The following is a 17903-nucleotide window of genomic DNA, read 5'->3' on the forward strand; positions in this document are numbered from 1 at the left end:
CCGCGCCCCTGGCCGGGCGACGTCCATGTCGGATTTCCGCCAGCCGTGGCCGGGTGGAATCCGCGAAGCTTGAGGCATGCACACCGACACAGAGCGCTGTGTACGCGCCGTTCAGTCGAAGGACGCCCGCTTCGACGGCTGGTTCTTCACGGCTGTCGTCACCACGCGGATCTACTGCCGTCCCAGCTGCCCGGTCGTGCCGCCCAAGGCCGAGAACATGACGTTCTACCCGAGCGCCGCCGCCTGCCAGCAGGCCGGTTTCCGGGCCTGCAAGCGATGCCGTCCGGACAGCAGCCCCGGCTCCCCCGAATGGAACCAGCGGGCCGACCTCGTCGCCCGTGCCATGCGTCTGATCAGCGACGGCGTCGTCGACCGCGACGGCGTCCCCGGCCTCGCCGACCGCCTCGGCTACAGCACCCGGCAGGTCGAGCGGCAACTGCTCGCCGAGCTCGGCGCCGGACCCCTCGCGCTCGCCCGCGCCCAGCGCGCCCAGACCGCGCGACTGCTCATCGAGACGACCGCACTGCCCATGGCGGAGATCGCCTTCGCCGCCGGGTTCGCCTCGATCCGCACCTTCAACGACACGGTGCGCGAGGTCTTCGCGCTGGCCCCGGGGGAGCTGCGCGCCCGCGCGCCGAAGGGCACCGGCACGACGGGGCCAGGGACCGTGCCGTCCGGGGGCGCGGGCGGCGTCCTCTCGCTGCGGCTGCCGTTCCGCGCGCCCCTCAACCCCGACAACCTCTTCGGGCACCTCATCGCCACCGCAGTGCCCGGAGTCGAGGAGTGGCGGGACGGGGCGTACCGCAGGACCCTGAGCCTCCCCTACGGGCACGGCGTCGCTGCCCTCACCCCGCACCCCGACCACATCGGCTGCCGACTCTCCCTCACCGACCTGCGCGATCTCACCATCGCCATCAGCCGCTGCCGCCGCATGCTCGACCTGGATGCCGATCCGGCCGCCGTCGACGGCCAGCTGAGGGCCGATCCGCTGCTCGCGCCGCTCGTCGACAAGGCCCCGGGCCGCCGCGTGCCGCGCACCGTCGACGAGGCCGAGTTCGCCGTACGAGCCGTCCTCGGCCAGCAGGTGTCCACCGCCGCCGCCCGGACCCACGCGGCCCGCCTCGTCACCGCGCACGGCCGTCCCGTCGAGGACCCCGAGGGCGGCCTCACCCACCTCTTCCCCACCCCCGAGGAGCTCGCCGCGCTCGACCCCGAGTCCCTCGCCCTGCCCCGCAGCCGCCGGGCCACCCTGACGACGCTGGTGGGTCACCTCGCCGACGGCAGCCTCCGCCTCGGCGTGGAGAGCGGCTGGGACGAGGCCCGCGCCCGCCTCACCGAGCTCCCCGGCTTCGGCCCCTGGACGGTCGAGGTCATCGCGATGCGCGCGCTCGGCGACCCGGACGCGTTCCTCCCCTCCGACCTGGGTATCCGGCGTGCCGCACAGGAGTTGGGCCTGCCGCACACCCCCGCCGCGCTCACCGCACGCGCCGCCGCCTGGCGGCCCTGGCGGGCCTACGCGGTCCAGTACCTGTGGGCCATCGACGACCATCCGATCAACTCGATCCCCGCGTAAGGGACATCACTCATGGAACGCCTGCACACCCTCATCGACAGCCCCTACGGGCCCCTCACGCTCGTCGCCACCGACGGCGTCCTCAGCGGTCTCTACATGACCGAGCAGCGGCACCGCCCGCCCGAGGAGACCTTCGGCGACCGCGATCCGGCGCCGTTCGGCGAGGCGATCAGTCAGCTGGAGGCCTACTTCGCCGGGGAGTTGACGGAGTTCGACGTGCCGCTGCGGCTCGACGGCACGCCGTTCCAGCGCACGGTCTGGCACGGGCTCCAGCAGATCCCGTACGGAGAGACCCGTACGTACGGCGAACTCGCCGAAGCCCTCGGCAAACCGAACGCCTCGCGCGCGGTCGGACTCGCCAACGGCAAGAACCCGATCGGCGTCATCGTCCCCTGCCACCGCGTCATCGGCGCCAACGGCAGCCTGACGGGGTACGGCGGCGGACTCGACCGCAAGCAGCGGCTGCTCGCCTTCGAGGGAGGGGCGGCGGGGGCGGCCGAGGACGCGCTCTTCTGAGATCCGGGGGCCGCACTTCCCAGACCCGGGGACGCGCCGGGTCAGCCGACCCGGTGCCCGTTCTCCAGCTCAGCCGGGCCACCGCCGTGCGCCAGTACGTCGAGCGCGGCGGCGACCCGTCGGCCCAGCTCGCCGGGCAGGTACTCCGCGAGCTCCTCGGGGGCCACCAGCCGCCAGGAGAGCAGCTCCGCCTCCTGCAGCCTGACAGACTTCAGCTGTTCGGTGCCGAGCACCCCGCCGTCGTACAGGTACGCCACCAGCGGCGGCCGCGGCCGCACGGGCCCCGGCGGCACCCAGTCCACCGCGAGCAGCGGCCCGGGCTCGACGTCGAGCCCGATCTCCTCGAGGGTCTCCCTGCGCGCCCCCTGCCGAGGCGTCTCGCCCTCGTCCGACTCCACGGTCCCGCCCGGCAGCGCCCACCCCTCGCGGTAGTTGGGCTCGACGAGCAGGACCCGCCCCGCCGCGTCCCGGAAGAGCGCGGCGGCCCCGACGAGGACACGGGGGAGTCCCGCGATGTACGTGGCGTAGTCCTGGATGGTCACGGGGGAAGGGTAGCCGGGGGGCGGCGGTCAGGTTCCGGTGGGCCGGGAGGCCGTCACGACGCGCAGCGTGGAGAGAGTGGCGGGGTGCTCGGGGCCCAGGACCCGTGTGCGCGCCTCGTGAACGGCCGACGCGACCTCGTGGGCCTCGGCCAGGAGCCTGGTGCCGTTGAGCGCGACCGCCAGCTCGTGACCGCTCGCCAGGGTGTCCGGGTGGTCGTCGCCGAGAGCGGACCGACGCCCCTCGTACGTGGTGCGTGCCTCGGGCACGGCTTCCTCGTGCCGGGCTGCCCGAGCTGTCCGACGACGATCCCGGCCGCGCTGTCCCCCGCGTCGGTCCACAGCGGCCCGCCGCTGAACCCCGGTCCGATCGCGGCACCCGACAGCGGCCCGTCCAGATAGCCGACGTGGCCGTCGAGCAGCTTGAGGACCGTGTCCGCGAAGGTGATCGGATCCCCGCAGCCGTGCCAGGCCCGCAGCGACTGGCCCTCGGTCATGTCCGTCCAGACCACGGGGGCGGCGCCCGCGGGCGCCGGTTCGGAGAGCAGCAGCACGCACAGGTCTCCCTGCCAGGCCGCGGTGGAGTGCCGGGGCGGCACCCACACCTCTATCTGGGCCTTGATCCGTACCGTACGCCGGGCGAATCCGACCTGGAGCACCTCGTGCACGGGTCTCGTTCCGCTCAACGGGGGCCGCCCCAGTGCCTCGTTGACCACGTGCGCACAGGTCAGCACCCGACCCGGGGAGAGCAGCGCGGCCGCGCCCACGGCCGCGTCGCCGTGCGGCCCGAGCACCGCGACGGCCTGCGGGACCCGGGTCCCCCCTGAACCACCCCACTGCTACGACCCGGTGGCGCCGCCGGGCGTCCCGTCGGCTCCCGCGCCCGGCTCTTCCGTACGCCGCCACGTCGCCGACACCGTCATGGTGGCCGACCCCTTCACCCCCGCGATGCCGAGCTTGAGGTCCTTGCCCACCTCGATGCCGAAGTCGACCGTGAACTCCGCGGGCGGGTGCTCGGCCCGGGACACCGACGCGTGCACCTCGTCCAGGAGCGGGCCGAGCGGTCGCAGCGTGGCCCGCAGCGCGTTGGCGGCGAGGGCCGTGACCCGCCCGCCGACGGAGACGGCGCCCGGCACGCCGAACTCAGGCGGCAGGTCGCCGGATTCGGGGCCTGCCCCACGTCGGCGAGCTCGACGCGCAGCGCGGCCCCGGCCAGGTCGAGTTTCAGGTACTCAGGCATGGGATCATTGTGCGGCCAACGCGACCGCCCGTGACGCCAGTTCATGGATCCCGCGCCCCACCGGTCAGTCGCCGTCCTGGCCGCGGGACCTGACGATGCGGCGGAGCCGGTGGTGCCGGTCCGGTGTCTGCTCGGTGATCGCCTCGCCGACCATCGTGCGCACCGCGTCCCGCAGCCCGTGCAGCGCGTGGCCGCGCGCGGGGCCCGCGCCCGGGTCCGCGCGCAGCTCCTTCAGGAGCGCCAGGCACAGCGTCAGCATCACCACGACGAACGGCAGCGCCACCAGGATCGTCGCGCTCTGCAGCGAGTCAAGACCGCCCGCGACCAGGAGCACCGCTGCCACTGCCGCCATGAGGACGCCCCAGGTGACGACCAGCCAGGTCGGCGGGTGCAGGGAGCCGCGGCTGCTGAGCGAGCCCATCACCAGCGACGCGGAGTCGGCGCTCGTGACGAAGTACGTCATCACGAGGAGCATCGCGACCCACGAGGTGACCGTGCCGAGCGGCAGCGCGTCCAGCATCGCGAAGAGCGAGGACTCCGCCCCTTCCTCGACCTTCCCCGCCATGTCGACCTTGCCGGTCGCGTCGAGCCGGATGCCGGTGCCGCCCATCACGCAGAACCAGACGACGGTCGCGCCGCTCGGCACGAGGAGCACGCCGATCAGGAACTCGCGGACCGTCCGGCCGTGCGAGATGCGGGCGATGAACGTGCCGACGAAGGGGGCCCAGGACAGCCACCACGCCCAGTAGAAGATCGTCCAGGAGCCGAGCCAGCCGCTGTCGGTGAAGGCGCCGGTGCGCGAGGCCATCGGGAGCAGCTGGTGGAGGTAGCCGCCGACGCTCGCCGGGATCGCGTCCAGGATGTAGACGGTCGGTCCGAGGACGAAGACGAACAGCATCAGGCAGGCGGCCAGCATGATGTTGAGGGTGCTGAGCCACTTCACGCCCTTGTGCACCCCGGAGAAGGCCGAGAGCACGAAGGCGGCGCCGAGCGAGACGATGATGATGAGCTGGAGGGTGGTCGAACTCTCCACACCCGTCGTGAGGTTGAGTCCCGTGGCGACCTGGAGCGCGCCGACGCCGAGGCTGGTCGCCGTGCCGAAGACGGTGGCGAAGACCGCGAGCAGGTCGATGAGCCTGCCGGGCAGTCCCGCCGCGCGCCGGGCGCCGATGAGCGGTACGAAGACGGCGCTGAGCCGGTTGCCGCGGCCCTTGCGGAAGCCCGCGTAGGCGAGGGCGAGGCCCACGATGCCGTAGATCGCCCAGGGCGTCAGCGTCCAGTGGAAGAAGGAGTACTCCAGGGCGATGCGGGCCGCGCCGCCGGAGCGGGGCGTCGCGGCCGAGGACGGCGGGGGGTCCAGATAGTGGGTCAGCGGCTCACCGACGCCGTAGAACATCAGGCCGATGCCCATGCCCGCGCTGAACATCATCGCGATCCACGCGAGATTCGTGAACTCGGGCCGCGCGTCGTCCGTGCCGAGACGGATCCGGCCGAAGCGGCTCAGCGCGAGGACCACGCACAGGACGAGGAAGACGTCCGCGGCGATCACGAAGAGCCAGGCGAAGTTGTCGAGGACCCAGCCGAGCGCGCTGTCGGAAGCGCGGTCGAAGGACCGCTTGCCGAGCGCGGCCCAGGCGACCACCCCGAGCACCGCGGCGACGCCGACGCCGACGACCAGGTAGTCGGGGGAGCCGTCCGGGGGTGATCCGTTCGCGGAGTCCCCGTCGTCCGGGGGAGGGCCCGCCGGACCGTCACCGGGGCGGGGGTGATCGATCATTTCCGTACTCATGACGCACCACTATGGGGCGATATGAGGGTATTTTTCGCCGGGCCACGCCGTCTCACGTCCCGGCGGCCATGGGCAGCGGCCCCTGTCTGCGGTTATGGTCGCAGCGGCGCGACTGCCTTGACGCGAGCAAGGCCCGGAAAGCAAGGGGAACAAGGTGGCGGACGCTGCAGGCACGGCGGGACACGAGCAGCAGGCGCAGCGCGTGCTCATCGCCGCGGACAAGTTCAAGGGTTCGCTCACGGCCGTGCAGGTCGCCGAGCGGGTGACGGCCGGGCTCCGCCGCGTCGCCCCCGGTACCACGGTCGAGGCGCTGCCGGTCGCCGACGGCGGCGACGGCACGGTCGCCGCGGCCGTCGCGGGCGGATTCGAGCGCCGGGAGGTGCGCGTCACGGGGCCGCTCGGCAACGAGGTGACGGCCGCGTACGCGCTGAAGGACGGCACCGCCGTGGTGGAGATGGCCGAGGCCTCGGGCCTCCAGCTGCTCCCCGAGGGCGTCTTCGCGCCGCTCACGTCCACGACGTACGGCTCCGGAGAGCTGATCCGCGCCGCGCTCGACGCGGGCGCCCGCACCGTCGTCTTCGGCGTCGGCGGCAGCGCCACGACCGACGGCGGCGCCGGGATGCTGGCCGCGCTCGGCGCGCGCTTCCTGGACGCGGACGGCGAGCCCGTCGCGCCCGGCGGCGGCCCGCTGAAGGACCTGGCCACCGCCGATCTGTCGGGCCTCGACCCACGTCTGAAGGACGTCGAGATCGTGCTCGCCAGCGACGTCGACAACCCGCTGACCGGGCCGAAGGGCGCGCCCGCGGTCTACGGGCCGCAGAAGGGCGCCGACCCGGCGGACGTCGCCGCGCTGGACGCCGCGCTGGCCCACTTCGCCACGGTCCTGGAGAAGGCGATCGGCCCCAAGGCCGCGGAGTACGCGCAGTCGCCGGGCGCCGGTGCCGCGGGCGGCATCGGGTACGGCGCGCTGGTCGGCCTCGGGGCGGGCTTCCGGCCCGGCATCGACGTCATGCTCGACGTGCTGGGCTTCGCGCCCGCCCTGGCGCGGGCCACGCTCGTCATCACCGGCGAGGGTTCGCTCGACGAGCAGACCCTGCACGGCAAGGCACCGGCCGGTGTGGCCGCCGCGGCACGGGCCGCCGGGGTCGAGGTCGTCGCGGTCTGCGGCCGCCTCGCGCTCGCCCCGGAGGTGCTCGGCAAGGCGGGCATCCGCCGCGCGTACGCCCTGACCGACGTCGAGCCGGACGTGGCGCGGTGCATCGCGGAGGCGGGCCCGATCCTGGAGACGGTGGCGGAGGGCATCGCCCGCGACTTCCTCGCCTGAGCGGGGGCCTGGGCTTGAGCCCGGGCCCACCTCATCCCGCCTCCCGATCGCCCGTGTCGAACCGGGTACGTGATCGTTTCTCCTCTACGTGAAGAGGAGTCGATCTTGACCGGCTGGGTGCAGCTCGGTGGCGGTCTCGGCATCGTCGTGAGCCTGTGCCCGGTGGGCGGTCTGACCGTTGACGCGCACGTCGGTGCGCACGTCGACACATACGTGGGGGCGCTCGACGCGGTCCTTTCCGAGCGGCTGGAGATCTGCCCCGAGGACCCGCCGGGCGCCCCGGACGAGGTCGTGCCCGAGCAGCGCGCCGGGCCCACCCCCGGCACGCCCAGCACCCCCGACACCGAAGCGGGCCCCCGGCCGGGCCCCGCCCGGCCCCCGGCCGACCGCGCGGCCCCGCCCCCCGATCCCCCCACCGCGCCCGCGGACCGCCCGCCCCGTGCCGCGCCACGCGTGCGGGAACTCCTCGTCCCCGTACGCCTGGAATCCCGCCCGCGCCCCAAGCTACCCGCGCCCGCGCCGCCGCCCCGGCCGTCCTTCTCGGCCCCCGGCTACCACGCCGCGGAGGCGCGGGAACGCGAGGGCGGACGGTCGATGGTCACCACGACGATGGTCGTCACCACCCCCGCGGTCCTCGCCGCCGCGCTGCTGCGCCCGCGCTCCCGCTCCGCCGTGTCCCGTGCGTCCGGCGCCCGCTCCCGCCCCAACCCGCCCTCCGGAGGCCCCTCGTGACGGAATGGTTCGTACTCGGCTTGGCCATGGTGCTGGCCTGCGCGGTCGTCCTGACCATGACCGTGCTCAGACACCGCCGCGTGCCCGAGGACGACGACACCAGCGAGACGCCCGACGTGCTGGAGTACATGGTGATGATGGTCGGCGTCGTGTACGCGATCGTCCTCGGCCTCGCCATCGCCGGTGTCTGGGAGGCCCGCGGGGCCGCCCAGGACGGCACCCGTGACGAGGCGCAGGCCCTGCACGAGATCACCAGGCGCGTGCAGGTCTATCCGGCGGACGCGCGGGAACGCATCCAGCGGGACGTGCGGCGCTACAGCGAGCACGTGACCACCGTCGAGTGGCCGCGCATGATCGAGGAGCACCAGCTCACCGACCGCGGTGGCACGCTCCTCGACACCCTGCGCCGGGACATCGCCGCGCGCCCGCCCGCGAGCGAGCTGGAGGCGCAGACCTACCAGCCGCTGCTCGACCAGGTGGCCGCCGCCGACGAGGCGCGCAGGGCGCGGGCCGACAACGCGGAGGAGACCCTCCCCGGAGTGGTCTGGTTCGGGCTGGTCGCCGGGGCGCTCGTCACGGTCGGGCTGATCTTCATGCTGCAGATCAGACGCTCCTCCAGGGAGCTGCTGCTGGCCGGTACCTTCAGCGCCCTGATCGCCTTCCTGCTCTTCCTCGTCTGGAACTTCGACGCGCCCTTCGGCAGGTCGGCAACGGAGACGACGACCGCCTTCCAGGACCTCATCAGCGTGTGAACGCAGCTGGCCCGCCCGGTGTGTTCACGCCGAGCGGGCCCCCTGCGAAAGCCGGTGCGCCTCCACCGCAAGCGCCACCTCCACCAGATCCCGCGGGCGTGCCAGCGAGCGCGAGGTCAGCTGTTCCAGGCGGCGCAGGCGGTTGAACACCGTGTTGCGGTGGCAGTAGAGGCGCCCCGCCGCCCGCCCCGCCGAACCCTCGCAGGCCAGCCAGGCGTCCAGCGTCTCCAACAGCACGGCCCGGTCCGCCGGTTCGAGGGCGAGCACCTCGCCGAGCACCTCCGTCACCAGCCGCCCCGCCAGCTCCGGCTGGCTCACCACCAGGGCCGTCGGCATCCGCCGGTCAAGCCGGACGATCCCCGTCGCGCCGGGCGGGCAGGTGCGCAGCGCCAGTTCCGCCAGCCGCCGGGCCCGGCCCAGCTCGGCGAGACCGCCGACCACGGGGCTGATCCCGCCGGGCCCCGGACACCGCCCGTCGAGCAGCCGGGCGAGCCCGTCCAGACCGCCCGCCTCGCCCTCCCCGCCACTCCCGCCGAGCGCGACCACGCCGACCTCGCAGTCCGTCCGCATCCGCCAGATGAAGCGGAACCCGGCCTGCTGGATCTGCCGGTGGAACGCCTCGCGCCCGTCGCGCCGCTCCACGCGCAGCACCACCACCGCGTACGGGCCGTGCTCGGGCAGATCGAGCCCGGCCGCGGCACGGGCGGCGAGGCCCGGAGCCGACCGGCCCTCCAGAAGGGCATCGAGCAGCGCCTGCAACTGCTCGTCCGTGCGCCGCCGCAGCTCCAGCTCCGTCGCGCGGTACGCGTCGGACGCCACCGCGGCCTGTGCGTCCACCGCCGACCACACCATCGTCGCCGAGCGCATCAGGACCGCGAGCTTCTCCGGGTCCTTGCCTGCCGTGCCCTCCAGGAGCGAGTCCCACACGAGATAGCCCGCGTTGCGGTACGAGTGCACCAACAGGTCGAGCGGCAGGCCCTGTTGGGCGCGGCGCCGCCCGGCCTCCTCCGCGTACTCCAGGTCACGGCGCGGCGAGGCCCGCGGGGCCGAGATCGCCTCGATGCCGATCCGCATGGCCTCCTCGGCCTCCCGCCACTGCAGGTCGTACGGCAGGACGCTGCCGTACACCGACGAGTGCTCGCCGAGCTGCCGCAGATGCTGGTCGACCAGCTCGGGCAGCCTCGGCAGGAGAGCCGTGCACGCCTCCTTCAAGAGCTTCCAGTCGTGTCCCGTCCGGGGTCTGCGCCCGTTCGCGAGCCCGCTCATCGTTCCCCCCGTCGCCGCGCGCCAGGACGCCGTCGGCACGGCGCTGGTGGGGAGGATGCCATTGGCCGCCCCCCTCCGGCAGGTCCCTGACGCGCGGTGTTGTGCCCGTGCACAACGGCGGGCCACCACTGGTGGTCTCCCGCAGCGTTTCGCCCACTGCCCGTGGACGCCCGGGCCCCACGGTGCTGGGGTGAGCGCCACGCAACGGCGGATGTGCCGTGCGGGACGAGGGGGGCGGTACGTGGGCGGATCCGATATGGAGGGTGCGGGCGGGGCCGGTCGTCGCGCTGGGCTCGTCGTGCGGGACGTGTCCGTCGGCTACGGGCCCGTGCGGGCCCTGCGGCGGGTCTCGATCGATCTGCCGGACGGCGCCGTCGTCACCGTCCTCGGGGGCAACGGCGCGGGCAAGTCGACTTTGCTGCGGGCCATTTCGCGCACGCTCTCCTTTCAGGGCGGGACGCTCACCTCGGGCTCCGTCCACTTCGACGGGCGGCGCATCGACGGGCTTTCGGCGGATCGCGTGGTCGCCGCAGGGATCAGCCAAGTACCCGAAGGGCGACAGGTGTTCGCCCGCATGACCGTCACCGACAACCTGCGGGCGGGCGCACTCGGCGCCTCCGGGTCACGCACCGCCAAGGTGGACGCCCTGCGGCGCGTCCACACCCTCTTCCCCGTGCTCGCCGAACGCGGCGCCCAGCGCGCCGGACTGCTCTCCGGCGGCGAGCAGCAGATGCTCGCCGTCGGCAGGGCGCTGATGGCGTCCCCGCGCCTACTCCTCCTGGACGAACCCTCCCTGGGCCTCGCCCCGTTGATGGCCGCCCGCATCGCCGACACCATCCGGGAGATCAACGCACAGGGCACCTCCGTGCTCCTCGTCGAGCAGAACGCCGCCCTCGCGCTGCGGCTCGCCTCCACGGCGTACGTCCTCGACGTCGGAGAGGTAGCCCTGGCGGGGCCCGCCGACGAACTCGCCGCCTCCGACGAGGTGCGACGGCGCTATCTGGGCGTGGTCGACGAGGCCGCGGCGGCCGACGCGTCGCAGGGCATGGGCGCGCTGCCCGTCCTGTCGCGGTGGGAGGACACCCCATGAGCGCCGTACCGTCCCTGGAGGTCCGCGGCCTGACCGTACGCTTCGCCGGGCTCACCGCCCTCGACGCCGTCGACTTCACCGTCCGCCCCGGCACCGTGCACGCCGTCATCGGACCGAACGGCGCGGGGAAGTCCACCTGCTTCAACGTCCTGTCCGGCGTCTACCGCGCCACCGCGGGCAGCGTCCGCTTCGGCGGCCACGAGCTCACCGGCATGCGCCCGCACCGCATCGCGGAACTCGGCGTCGCCCGGATCTTCCAGAACCTCGCCCTGCCGCCCCGCGCCACCGTCGCCGACAGCCTGCTCCTGGGCCGCCACCGGCTGACCCGCACCGGCTTCATGGCCGCCGGACTCCGGCTGCCCTCGGCCGCCCGCGAGGAGCGCCGCCACCGCGAACGCGTCCGCGAGATAGCCGCGTTCGTCGGCCTGGAACGCCAACTCGACCAGCCCGCGGGCGCCTTGCCCTACAGCCAGCAGAAACTCGCCGAGCTCGCCCGCGCCCTGTGCATGGAGCCGCGGCTGCTGCTCCTCGACGAGCCCGTCGCCGGGATGACCGCCGACGAACGGCGCAGCACCGCGGCCGTCATCGCGGGCGTCCGCGACAGCCTCGGCATCTCGATCGTCCTGGTGGAACACGACATGGGGGTGGTGATGCGGCTCGCGGACGCGGTGACCGTACTCGACTTCGGACGCCGGATCGCCGACGGCGCCCCCGGTGACGTACAGGACGATCCGGCGGTCGTACGCGCCTATCTGGGCGAGGGCGACCGGACCGGGGCCGGAGAGGAAGAGGCAGACGGAGAGGGAGAGGGACGACCGTGACCACCTTCATCGAGCTCCTCCTCAACGGTCTCTCCATGGGGTCCGTCTACGCCCTCATCGCCCTCGGCTTCGTCGTCATCTTCCGCGCGACCGAGGTGGTGAACTTCGCCCACGCCTCACTGCTCCTCGCGGGCGGCTACATCACCGCGTCCCTCCATGACGACCTCGGCTTCTGGCCCGCGCTGCTCGTCGGCATCGCGGGCGCCGCGGTCGTCGGCGCCGCCGTCGAGTTCCTCGTCATGCGACGCTACCGCGGCAACGACCACAGTGTGCTCGCCATCGTCACCATCGGCGTCGACATCCTGCTCACCACCGAACTCACCCGGCGCCTCGGCACGGACGTCCTGCCGCTCGGCGACCCGTGGGGCGACGACGTGCTGACCATCGGGCCGATCTCCCTCGCGCACACCCGCATCGCCGCGTTCGTCGCGGCGGCCCTGCTCATCACCGTCTTCCTGCTCGCCTTCCGCTACACCTCGTGGGGCGTGGCGATGCGGGCCGCCGCCGAGAGCCCGGAGACCGCCGCGCTGATGGGCGTGCGGCTCGGCAGGGTCTCGCTCGGGGCGTGGGCGGTGGCGGGCGCGCTCGCGGCCGTGGCCGCGCTGTTCCTCACCGTCTTCCCGACGCCGGGGCTCGAACGCGCCACGTCCCTCGCGGCGCTGAAGGCGTTCCCGGCCGCGATCCTCGGCGGCCTCGACTCCACCACCGGCGCGCTGGTCGGCGGCCTCGTCGTGGGCGTCACGGAGTCCCTCGCCACCGGCTACCAGAGCGAGCTGACCTTCCTCGGCCGGGGGCTCGGCGACCTCGCGCCCTATCTCGTCATGACCGCCATCCTGCTGATGCGCCCCGCCGGGCTGTTCGGCACGAAGGAGCTCGCCCGTGTCTGAGGTCACCGAGGCCGCCGCCCCAGCCGCCCGCCCCGTCAGCAGCCGTACGCCGCCCAGACGCCCCCGCGCCTACGCGTGGGCCGTCGGCACCGCGACCGCCGCCGTCCTGCTCGCCCTGCCGTTCTACCTGGACCGCTTCTGGCTCCAGGCGGGCCTCTTCGCGATGGCCGCCGCCATCGGCGCGATCGGCATCAACCTCCTCACCGGCGCCACCGGCCAGCTCTCCATGGGGCACGCCTTCTTCCTCGCCATCGGGGCGTACGGCTACTGCGCCCTCGCCGGGAACGGGGACGACGGGCTGACCGGGCTCGGCCTGCCGACCTGGCTCGCCGCGGCCCTCGCGGTGGCGCTCGCCGGGCTCGCGGGCGGCCTCTTCAGCCCCATCGCGGGCCGCCTCAGCGGCGCCTACCTCGGCATCGCGACCCTCGCGCTGATCTTCATCGGGCAGCACGTGCTCTTCAACGCCCACGACCTCACCGGCGGCTCCAACGGGCGCGACGTGCCGCCCCTGAACCTCTTCGGCATGTCCTTCGACGACAGCGAGGTCGTGATCGCGGCCGTGCCGTTCGGCTCCGTCGAGAAGCTCTGGTACGCGGGACTCGTGCTGCTCCTGGGCTGCGGACTCTTCGCCCGCGGTGTGCTGCGCGGCCGTCCGGGACGCGCGATGAACGCGATCCGCGACCACCGCGTCGCCGCGGGCGTGATGGGCGTCCCGGTGGCCCGCTACCGCGCCGGGGTCTTCGTCCTTTCGTCCATGTACGCGGGCCTCGCCGGGGTGCTGCTCGCCCTGGTCTTCCAGCGCACCGTCCCCGACTACTTCGGCATGACGCTCTCCCTGGAATACCTCGCCATGATCGTGATCGGCGGACTCGGCTCGGTCGCCGGAGCCGTCGCGGGCGCCGCCCTGGTCTCCCTGCTGCCCCAGCTGCTCACCCGGTACAGCGACGCCCTGCCCCTCGTCTCGGCGCCCGGCACCGGCGGGATCACACCGGGTGAGGCGTCCCGGTATCTGTACGGCGCCGCCGTCGTGGCGGTGGTGCTCTTCCTGCCCGGCGGCTTGGTGAGGATCGCCGCCCGGCGCAGCAGGCCAAGACCAGGCACTCCAGGGGAGGAAGCATGAAAGCACTGACCAGAGCCACGGCGGCCGCCACGGCGCTCGCCGCGCTGCTCGCGCTCACCGCGTGCAGCTCAAAGGCCGAGAACAGCGATGAGGGTGCCGAGGGCGCCAAGGGCGCGGGAGGCGTGAAGACCGGCGACGGCGTGACGGGGGAGACCATCGACCTCGGCGTGCTCACCGACATGACCGGCGTCTACGCCACCCTCGGCAAGAGCGTCACCCAGGCCCAGCAGCTCTACGTCGACCAGGCCAACGCGGACGGCGGCATCTGCGGCCGCAAGCTGAAGCTCACCGTCCGCGACCACGGCTACGACCCGCAGAAGGCCGTCGCCGCCTACACCGAGCTGGAGCCGAAGGTCCTTGGCTTCGCCCAGTTCATCGGCTCCCCGTTCGTCGCCGCCGTCGAGCGGCGCGTCGACGGCAACAAGGGCCTCGTCCTGCCGCAGGCCTGGTCGGCGAACCTGCTGGGCAGCCCGTACGTGCGCGTGGTCGGCTCCACGTACGACCTGGAGACGATCAACGCGATCGACTTCCTCATGAAGGAGAAGGGCCTGAAGAAGGGCGACAAGCTCGGCCACGTCTACTTCGAGGGCGACTACGGAGAGAACGCGCTCAAGGGCTCCAAGCACATGGCCGCGGAGTCCGGTCTCACGGTCGTCGAGCAGAAGATCAAGCCGACGGACAACGACATGACCGCCCAGGTCTCCGCCCTGAAGAAGGCAGGGGTCAAGGCCGTCGTGATCAGCGCGGGCCCCCGCCAGGCGGCCTCCCTGGTCGGCGTCGCGGCGGCCGGGAGCTTCGACGTCCCGGTCATCGGCAACAACTCGGCGTTCGCCCCGCAGCTCCTCGCCACCCAGTCGGGCCCCGCCCTCATGAAGAACTACTACGTGGCCTCTCCCACCCTGCCCATCGGCGCGGACACGGCGGCGGCGAAGAAGCTCGTGGCCGACTACAAGAAGGCCCACCCCAAGGACTCCCTGGACAACGGCGTCGTGGCGGGCTGGACGGCGGCGTCCGTCTTCGGAGAGGCCCTGAAGAAGGCGTGCGAGGGCAAGGACCTCACGCGCGAGGGCGTGGCCAAGGCCCTCCTGACGATCGACGACTTCGACGCGGGCTTCGGCGTCCCCCAGGACTTCACCGACCCGAAGGCGCCCTCCTCCAAGGAGAGCGTGATCCTCCAGCCGGACGAGAAGGCGACGGGAGGCATGACGGTGGTCCGACAACCGAGCGCGGCGGATGCAGCAACGAATTACACGGCGGGAGGCTGAGCGGTTTTCAGCCCGTCCGGCGATTGAGGACGAGCCCGAAGGGCGACAGACGGCACGCGAAGGGGGGCCTGAACCAAAAAGGTTCAGGCCCCCCTTCACACCGCTCAAGCGCCGCTACGGCAACTGCGCCGCCCGGGCCTCACGCCGGTTGCCCCGGAAGTTGTTCACCCTCCGAGCCGTGGCGAAGAGGGGGATCACCGCACCGAGGACGAGCTGGAGCGCGCAGCCGGTCTGCAGGAGCAGCTGGCCGCCGGGGGCGTCGAACGCCCAGGCCGCGAGCAGCCCCATGGCCGCCACGATCCAGGAGAGCATGGCCACCGCGAGGGGGCCGCGCGGCTTCGGGTACTCGACGCGGCTGACCATGAGCCAGGCCGTGCCGATGATCGCGAGGAGCGTCGCCACGAAGGGCAGCTCCAGGAGCACGATCGAGACGACCGTCAGCGCCCCGAAGGGCGACGGCATGCCCTGGAAGGTGCCGTCCTTCACGGTCACGCACGAGAACCGCGCAAGCCGCAGCACCACCGCCAACAGCACGACGATCGCACCGACCGCAGCCACCCGCTCATGCGCGTCCCGCGCGACCATGCCGTACACGAGTACGAAGTACGCGGGTGCCAGGCCGAAGCTGATCAGGTCGGAGAGGTTGTCCAGCTCCGCCCCCATCGGCGAGGACCGCAGCTTGCGGGCCACCAGGCCGTCGAAGAGGTCGAAGACCGCCGCGCACAGCATGAGGATCACCGCGGTGGCGGCGCTGTTGCGGGCCATGCCCGACTCGTCGCCGCCCGAGAGGTGCGGGATGAGGATGCCCGTGGTGGTGAAGTACACCGCCATGAACCCGCACGTGGCGTTACCGAGCGTGAGGGTGTCCGCTATCGAGAGGCGCAGTGAGAGAGGCATCTCCTCATCAGCCTCGTCCTCAGTCGCCTCGGGCACCCAGCCCGCTTGTGTCTCAGGATCAACCACGGTCAATGCGAGTCACCCCAGCCACGGTCTTCTGACCGACCTCGACGTCCACCTCGACACCCTCGGGGAGGTAGATGTCGACGCGCGAGCCGAAACGGATCAGGCCGATCCGCTCACCCTGCTCCACCTTCGAGCCCTGCGGCACGTACGGCACGATGCGCCGCGCGACCGCGCCCGCGATCTGAATCATCTCGATGTCGCCGAGCTCGGTGTCGAAGTGCCAGACAACGCGCTCGTTGTTCTCGCTCTCCTTGTTGAACGCCGGGACGAACCCGCCGGGGATGTGCTCCACGGACGTCACCGTGCCCGCGAGGGGCGCGCGGTTGACGTGGACGTTCAACGGGCTCATGAAGATGGCGACGCGGGTGCGCCCGTCCTTCCACGGCATGATGCTCTGCACCACGCCGTCGGCCGGAGAGATGACCCGGCCCTGAGCGATCTCGCGCTCGGGGTCGCGGAAGAACCACAGCATGCCGGCCGCCAGGGCGGTGGCGGGCACGGCGACGGCCGCGGCGCCCTTGGAGCGGCGCGCGCGGACGAGGCTGAGTGCCGCGGTGGCGACGGTAGGCAGGAGCCACGGCGATGCTCCGCGGGCAAGGCGTCCCTGGAGAATGCCGTCGCGTGGTGCAGAGGTTTGGCTGTGGGGCATGGATGACCTTCGTAGCGGATGAGGCCGCGCAGGGAATGGGGGACGGCGGCTTTTTCCGGATGTTATCGGTTGCGAGCCACAACTGGGCAAGCCAGGAAGCCGAGTCCGCGGCCGAAGAGTGTTGACAGGGTGTGATCTTCTTCTCGGTGAAAGTGGCCCAAACCGGGCATCTAGCCCTGGAATCGATACTCTTCGAGTAGCCGTCGGCCAATGATCATTTTCTGGATCTCGGCGGTACCTTCACCGATCAGGAGCATGGGCGCCTCCCGGTAGAGACGCTCGATCTCATACTCCTTCGAGAAGCCGTATCCACCATGGATCCGGAACGCATCCTCCACGACTTCCTTGCAGTACTCGGAGGCGAGGTACTTCGCCATCCCTGCTTCAAGGTCGTTTCGTTCCCCCGAGTCCTTTTTGCGTGCTGCATTCACCATCATCGCATGGGCGGCCTCAACCTTGGTAGCCATCTCGGCCAGCTTGAACTGGATGGCCTGATGCTGGGCGATCGCCTTGCCGAAAGTGTGACGTTGCTGGGCATACGAGACACCCAGTTCGAAGGCACGCTGAGCGACGCCACAGCCACGAGCTGCGACATTGACGCGACCGACCTCGACGCCGTCCATCATTTGGTAAAACCCTCGGCCGGTGGCCCCGCCGAGCACGCGATTGGCCGGAATTCGCAGTCCGTCCATGATGAGTTCGGTCGTGTCGACGCCCTTGTAACCCATCTTGTCGATCTTGCCGGGGATGGTGAGGCCGGGACGGACCTCTCCGAAACCGGGCTCCTTCTCCACTAGGAAAGTCGTCATCGACTTGTGCGGAGCCGTGCCCTCCGGGTGTCCTTCGTCACTTCGGCACAGAACGGCCACCAAGGTCGACGTGCCGCCGTTGGTGAGCCACATCTTCTGACCGTTGAGAACGTACTCGTCGCCGTCCCGCACGCCCTTGGACGTGATGGCCGACACATCGGAGCCGAGCCCCGGCTCCGACATCGAGAACGCGCCGCGCACCTCACCGGCCGCCATGCGCGGCAGGAAGGTGTCCTTCTGTTCCTGTGTGCCGTGCTGCTTGAGCATGTAAGCGACGATGAAGTGGGTGTTGATGATGCCGGAGACCGACATCCAGCCACGCGCGATCTCCTCGACGCACAGCGCGTAAGTGAGCAGCGACTCGCCCAGGCCGCCGTACTCCTCCGGGATCATGAGCCCGAAGAGACCCAACTCCTTGAGGCCGTCGACGATCTGCTGCGGATACTCGTCACGGTGCTCGAGTTCGGTCGCGACAGGAATGATCTCCTTGTCGACGAAGTCCCTGACGGTGGACAGGATCTCCCGCTGGATGTCGGTGAGACCGGCGGTCTGCGCGAGTCGGCTCATG

General features: G+C 72.0%; 18 protein-coding genes and 1 pseudogene. 10 read left to right on the plus strand and 9 right to left on the minus strand.

Translation table 11 applies throughout. The annotated features are described in order from the left end of the window. The first annotated feature begins 76 nt into the window (after positions 1 to 76). Positions 77 to 1573 (plus strand): AlkA N-terminal domain-containing protein, encoded by a 1497-nt coding sequence (locus tag AC068B_RS13170; RefSeq protein WP_478671346.1) that lies wholly within the window; start codon positions 77 to 79, stop codon positions 1571 to 1573. Between the two features lie 12 nt (positions 1574 to 1585). Next, positions 1586 to 2089: a methylated-DNA--[protein]-cysteine S-methyltransferase gene (locus AC068B_RS13175; protein WP_478671348.1), complete on the plus strand. Its 504-nt coding sequence runs from the start codon at positions 1586 to 1588 to the stop codon at positions 2087 to 2089. 41 nt (positions 2090 to 2130) lie between these two features. On the opposite strand, the gene AC068B_RS13180 is transcribed toward AC068B_RS13175, so the two are convergent. From AC068B_RS13180 to AC068B_RS13200, 5 genes and pseudogenes are all read right to left on the minus strand, one after another. Next, positions 2131 to 2631, minus strand: a complete 501-nt coding sequence (locus AC068B_RS13180; protein WP_478671349.1) for an NUDIX domain-containing protein — start codon at positions 2629 to 2631, stop codon at positions 2131 to 2133. Between the two features lie 27 nt (positions 2632 to 2658). After that, positions 2659 to 2970 carry a tetratricopeptide repeat protein gene (locus AC068B_RS13185; RefSeq protein WP_478672056.1) on the minus strand — a complete coding sequence of 104 codons (312 nt, stop codon included), beginning with the start codon at positions 2968 to 2970 and terminating at the stop codon, positions 2659 to 2661. Further along, positions 2967 to 3422, minus strand: a pseudogene (locus tag AC068B_RS13190) (trypsin-like peptidase domain-containing protein); the annotation flags it as partial. The gene AC068B_RS13185 and the pseudogene AC068B_RS13190, both read right to left, overlap by 4 nt. Before the next feature lie 45 nt (positions 3423 to 3467). Continuing rightward, a complete protein-coding gene (locus tag AC068B_RS13195) occupies positions 3468 to 3764 on the minus strand; it encodes a CU044_2847 family protein (protein WP_478671351.1) in 297 nt (98 codons plus the stop codon). A 168-nt stretch (positions 3765 to 3932) separates the two neighbouring features. Continuing rightward, the gene (locus tag AC068B_RS13200; protein ID WP_478671353.1) at positions 3933 to 5657 is read right to left on the minus strand and encodes a BCCT family transporter; all 1725 of its coding nucleotides are present in this window, start codon (positions 5655 to 5657) and stop codon (positions 3933 to 3935) included. Between the two features lie 154 nt (positions 5658 to 5811). Here AC068B_RS13200 and AC068B_RS13205 point away from each other — a divergent pair, with 154 nt between their 5' ends. The 3 genes from AC068B_RS13205 (at position 5812) to AC068B_RS13215 (ending at position 8465) form a co-directional block, all read left to right on the plus strand. Beyond that, positions 5812 to 6981: a glycerate kinase gene (locus AC068B_RS13205; RefSeq protein WP_478671354.1), complete on the plus strand. Its 1170-nt coding sequence runs from the start codon at positions 5812 to 5814 to the stop codon at positions 6979 to 6981. A 105-nt stretch (positions 6982 to 7086) separates the two neighbouring features. Next, complete coding sequence (locus AC068B_RS13210) at positions 7087 to 7713, plus strand: hypothetical protein (protein ID WP_478671355.1); 627 nt, start codon at positions 7087 to 7089, stop codon at positions 7711 to 7713. After that, entirely contained in the window at positions 7710 to 8465 is a 756-nt protein-coding gene (locus AC068B_RS13215) for a bestrophin-like domain (RefSeq protein WP_478671358.1), read from the plus strand. Before AC068B_RS13210 ends, AC068B_RS13215 begins: the two co-directional genes overlap by 4 nt. Before the next feature lie 24 nt (positions 8466 to 8489). Here the strand turns inward: AC068B_RS13215 and AC068B_RS13220 are convergent, their stop codons facing one another. Continuing rightward, the gene (locus AC068B_RS13220) at positions 8490 to 9731 is read right to left on the minus strand and encodes a PucR family transcriptional regulator (RefSeq protein WP_356267139.1); all 1242 of its coding nucleotides are present in this window, start codon (positions 9729 to 9731) and stop codon (positions 8490 to 8492) included. Between the two features lie 256 nt (positions 9732 to 9987). On the opposite strand from AC068B_RS13220, the gene AC068B_RS13225 reads away from it, so the two are divergent. Genes AC068B_RS13225 through AC068B_RS13245 form a run of 5 tightly spaced genes read left to right on the plus strand, consistent with a single transcriptional unit; the run spans position 9988 to position 14914 of the window. Further along, entirely contained in the window at positions 9988 to 10821 is an 834-nt protein-coding gene (locus AC068B_RS13225) for an ABC transporter ATP-binding protein (RefSeq protein WP_478672058.1), read from the plus strand. Then, the gene (locus tag AC068B_RS13230; RefSeq protein ID WP_478671359.1) at positions 10818 to 11642 is read left to right on the plus strand and encodes an ABC transporter ATP-binding protein; all 825 of its coding nucleotides are present in this window, start codon (positions 10818 to 10820) and stop codon (positions 11640 to 11642) included. Before AC068B_RS13225 ends, AC068B_RS13230 begins: the two co-directional genes overlap by 4 nt. After that, positions 11639 to 12529 (plus strand): branched-chain amino acid ABC transporter permease, encoded by an 891-nt coding sequence (locus tag AC068B_RS13235; protein ID WP_478671362.1) that lies wholly within the window; start codon positions 11639 to 11641, stop codon positions 12527 to 12529. The genes AC068B_RS13230 and AC068B_RS13235 overlap by 4 nt, the downstream gene beginning before the upstream one ends. Next, positions 12522 to 13649, plus strand: a complete 1128-nt coding sequence (locus AC068B_RS13240; protein ID WP_478671363.1) for a branched-chain amino acid ABC transporter permease — start codon at positions 12522 to 12524, stop codon at positions 13647 to 13649. The genes AC068B_RS13235 and AC068B_RS13240 overlap by 8 nt, the downstream gene beginning before the upstream one ends. Further along, positions 13646 to 14914: an ABC transporter substrate-binding protein gene (locus AC068B_RS13245; RefSeq protein ID WP_478671365.1), complete on the plus strand. Its 1269-nt coding sequence runs from the start codon at positions 13646 to 13648 to the stop codon at positions 14912 to 14914. The genes AC068B_RS13240 and AC068B_RS13245 overlap by 4 nt, the downstream gene beginning before the upstream one ends. 114 nt (positions 14915 to 15028) lie before the next feature. On the opposite strand, the gene pssA is transcribed toward AC068B_RS13245, so the two are convergent. The 3 genes from pssA to AC068B_RS13260 form a co-directional block, all read right to left on the minus strand. Next, positions 15029 to 15883, minus strand: coding sequence for a CDP-diacylglycerol--serine O-phosphatidyltransferase (gene pssA, locus AC068B_RS13250; RefSeq protein ID WP_306335227.1), 855 nt, complete (start codon positions 15881 to 15883; stop codon positions 15029 to 15031). Next, positions 15870 to 16526, minus strand: a complete 657-nt coding sequence (locus tag AC068B_RS13255) for a phosphatidylserine decarboxylase (protein ID WP_356267127.1) — start codon at positions 16524 to 16526, stop codon at positions 15870 to 15872. The genes pssA and AC068B_RS13255 overlap by 14 nt, the downstream gene beginning before the upstream one ends. A gap of 170 nt (positions 16527 to 16696) precedes the next feature. Continuing rightward, positions 16697 to 17902: an acyl-CoA dehydrogenase family protein gene (locus tag AC068B_RS13260; RefSeq protein WP_306335226.1), complete on the minus strand. Its 1206-nt coding sequence runs from the start codon at positions 17900 to 17902 to the stop codon at positions 16697 to 16699. Position 17903 lies beyond the last annotated feature (1 nt).

The sequence above is a fragment of the Streptomyces sp. NPDC042371 genome, from assembly GCF_056437465.1.

What these genes read in the sequence shown, in the direction of transcription:
- AC068B_RS13245 (WP_478671365.1), top strand. Translation starts at nt 13,646, where the DNA reads ATGAAAGCACTGACCAGAGCCACGGCGGCCGCCACGGCGCTCGCCGCG.
- AC068B_RS13220 (WP_356267139.1), bottom strand. Translation starts at nt 9,731, where the DNA reads ATGAGCGGGCTCGCGAACGGGCGCAGACCCCGGACGGGACACGACTGG.
- AC068B_RS13255 (WP_356267127.1), bottom strand. Translation starts at nt 16,526, where the DNA reads ATGCCCCACAGCCAAACCTCTGCACCACGCGACGGCATTCTCCAGGGA.
- AC068B_RS13230 (WP_478671359.1), top strand. Translation starts at nt 10,818, where the DNA reads ATGAGCGCCGTACCGTCCCTGGAGGTCCGCGGCCTGACCGTACGCTTC.
- AC068B_RS13200 (WP_478671353.1), bottom strand. Translation starts at nt 5,657, where the DNA reads ATGAGTACGGAAATGATCGATCACCCCCGCCCCGGTGACGGTCCGGCG.
- AC068B_RS13170 (WP_478671346.1), top strand. Translation starts at nt 77, where the DNA reads ATGCACACCGACACAGAGCGCTGTGTACGCGCCGTTCAGTCGAAGGAC.
- AC068B_RS13175 (WP_478671348.1), top strand. Translation starts at nt 1,586, where the DNA reads ATGGAACGCCTGCACACCCTCATCGACAGCCCCTACGGGCCCCTCACG.
- AC068B_RS13260 (WP_306335226.1), bottom strand. Translation starts at nt 17,902, where the DNA reads ATGAGCCGACTCGCGCAGACCGCCGGTCTCACCGACATCCAGCGGGAG.
- AC068B_RS13225 (WP_478672058.1), top strand. Translation starts at nt 9,988, where the DNA reads ATGGAGGGTGCGGGCGGGGCCGGTCGTCGCGCTGGGCTCGTCGTGCGG.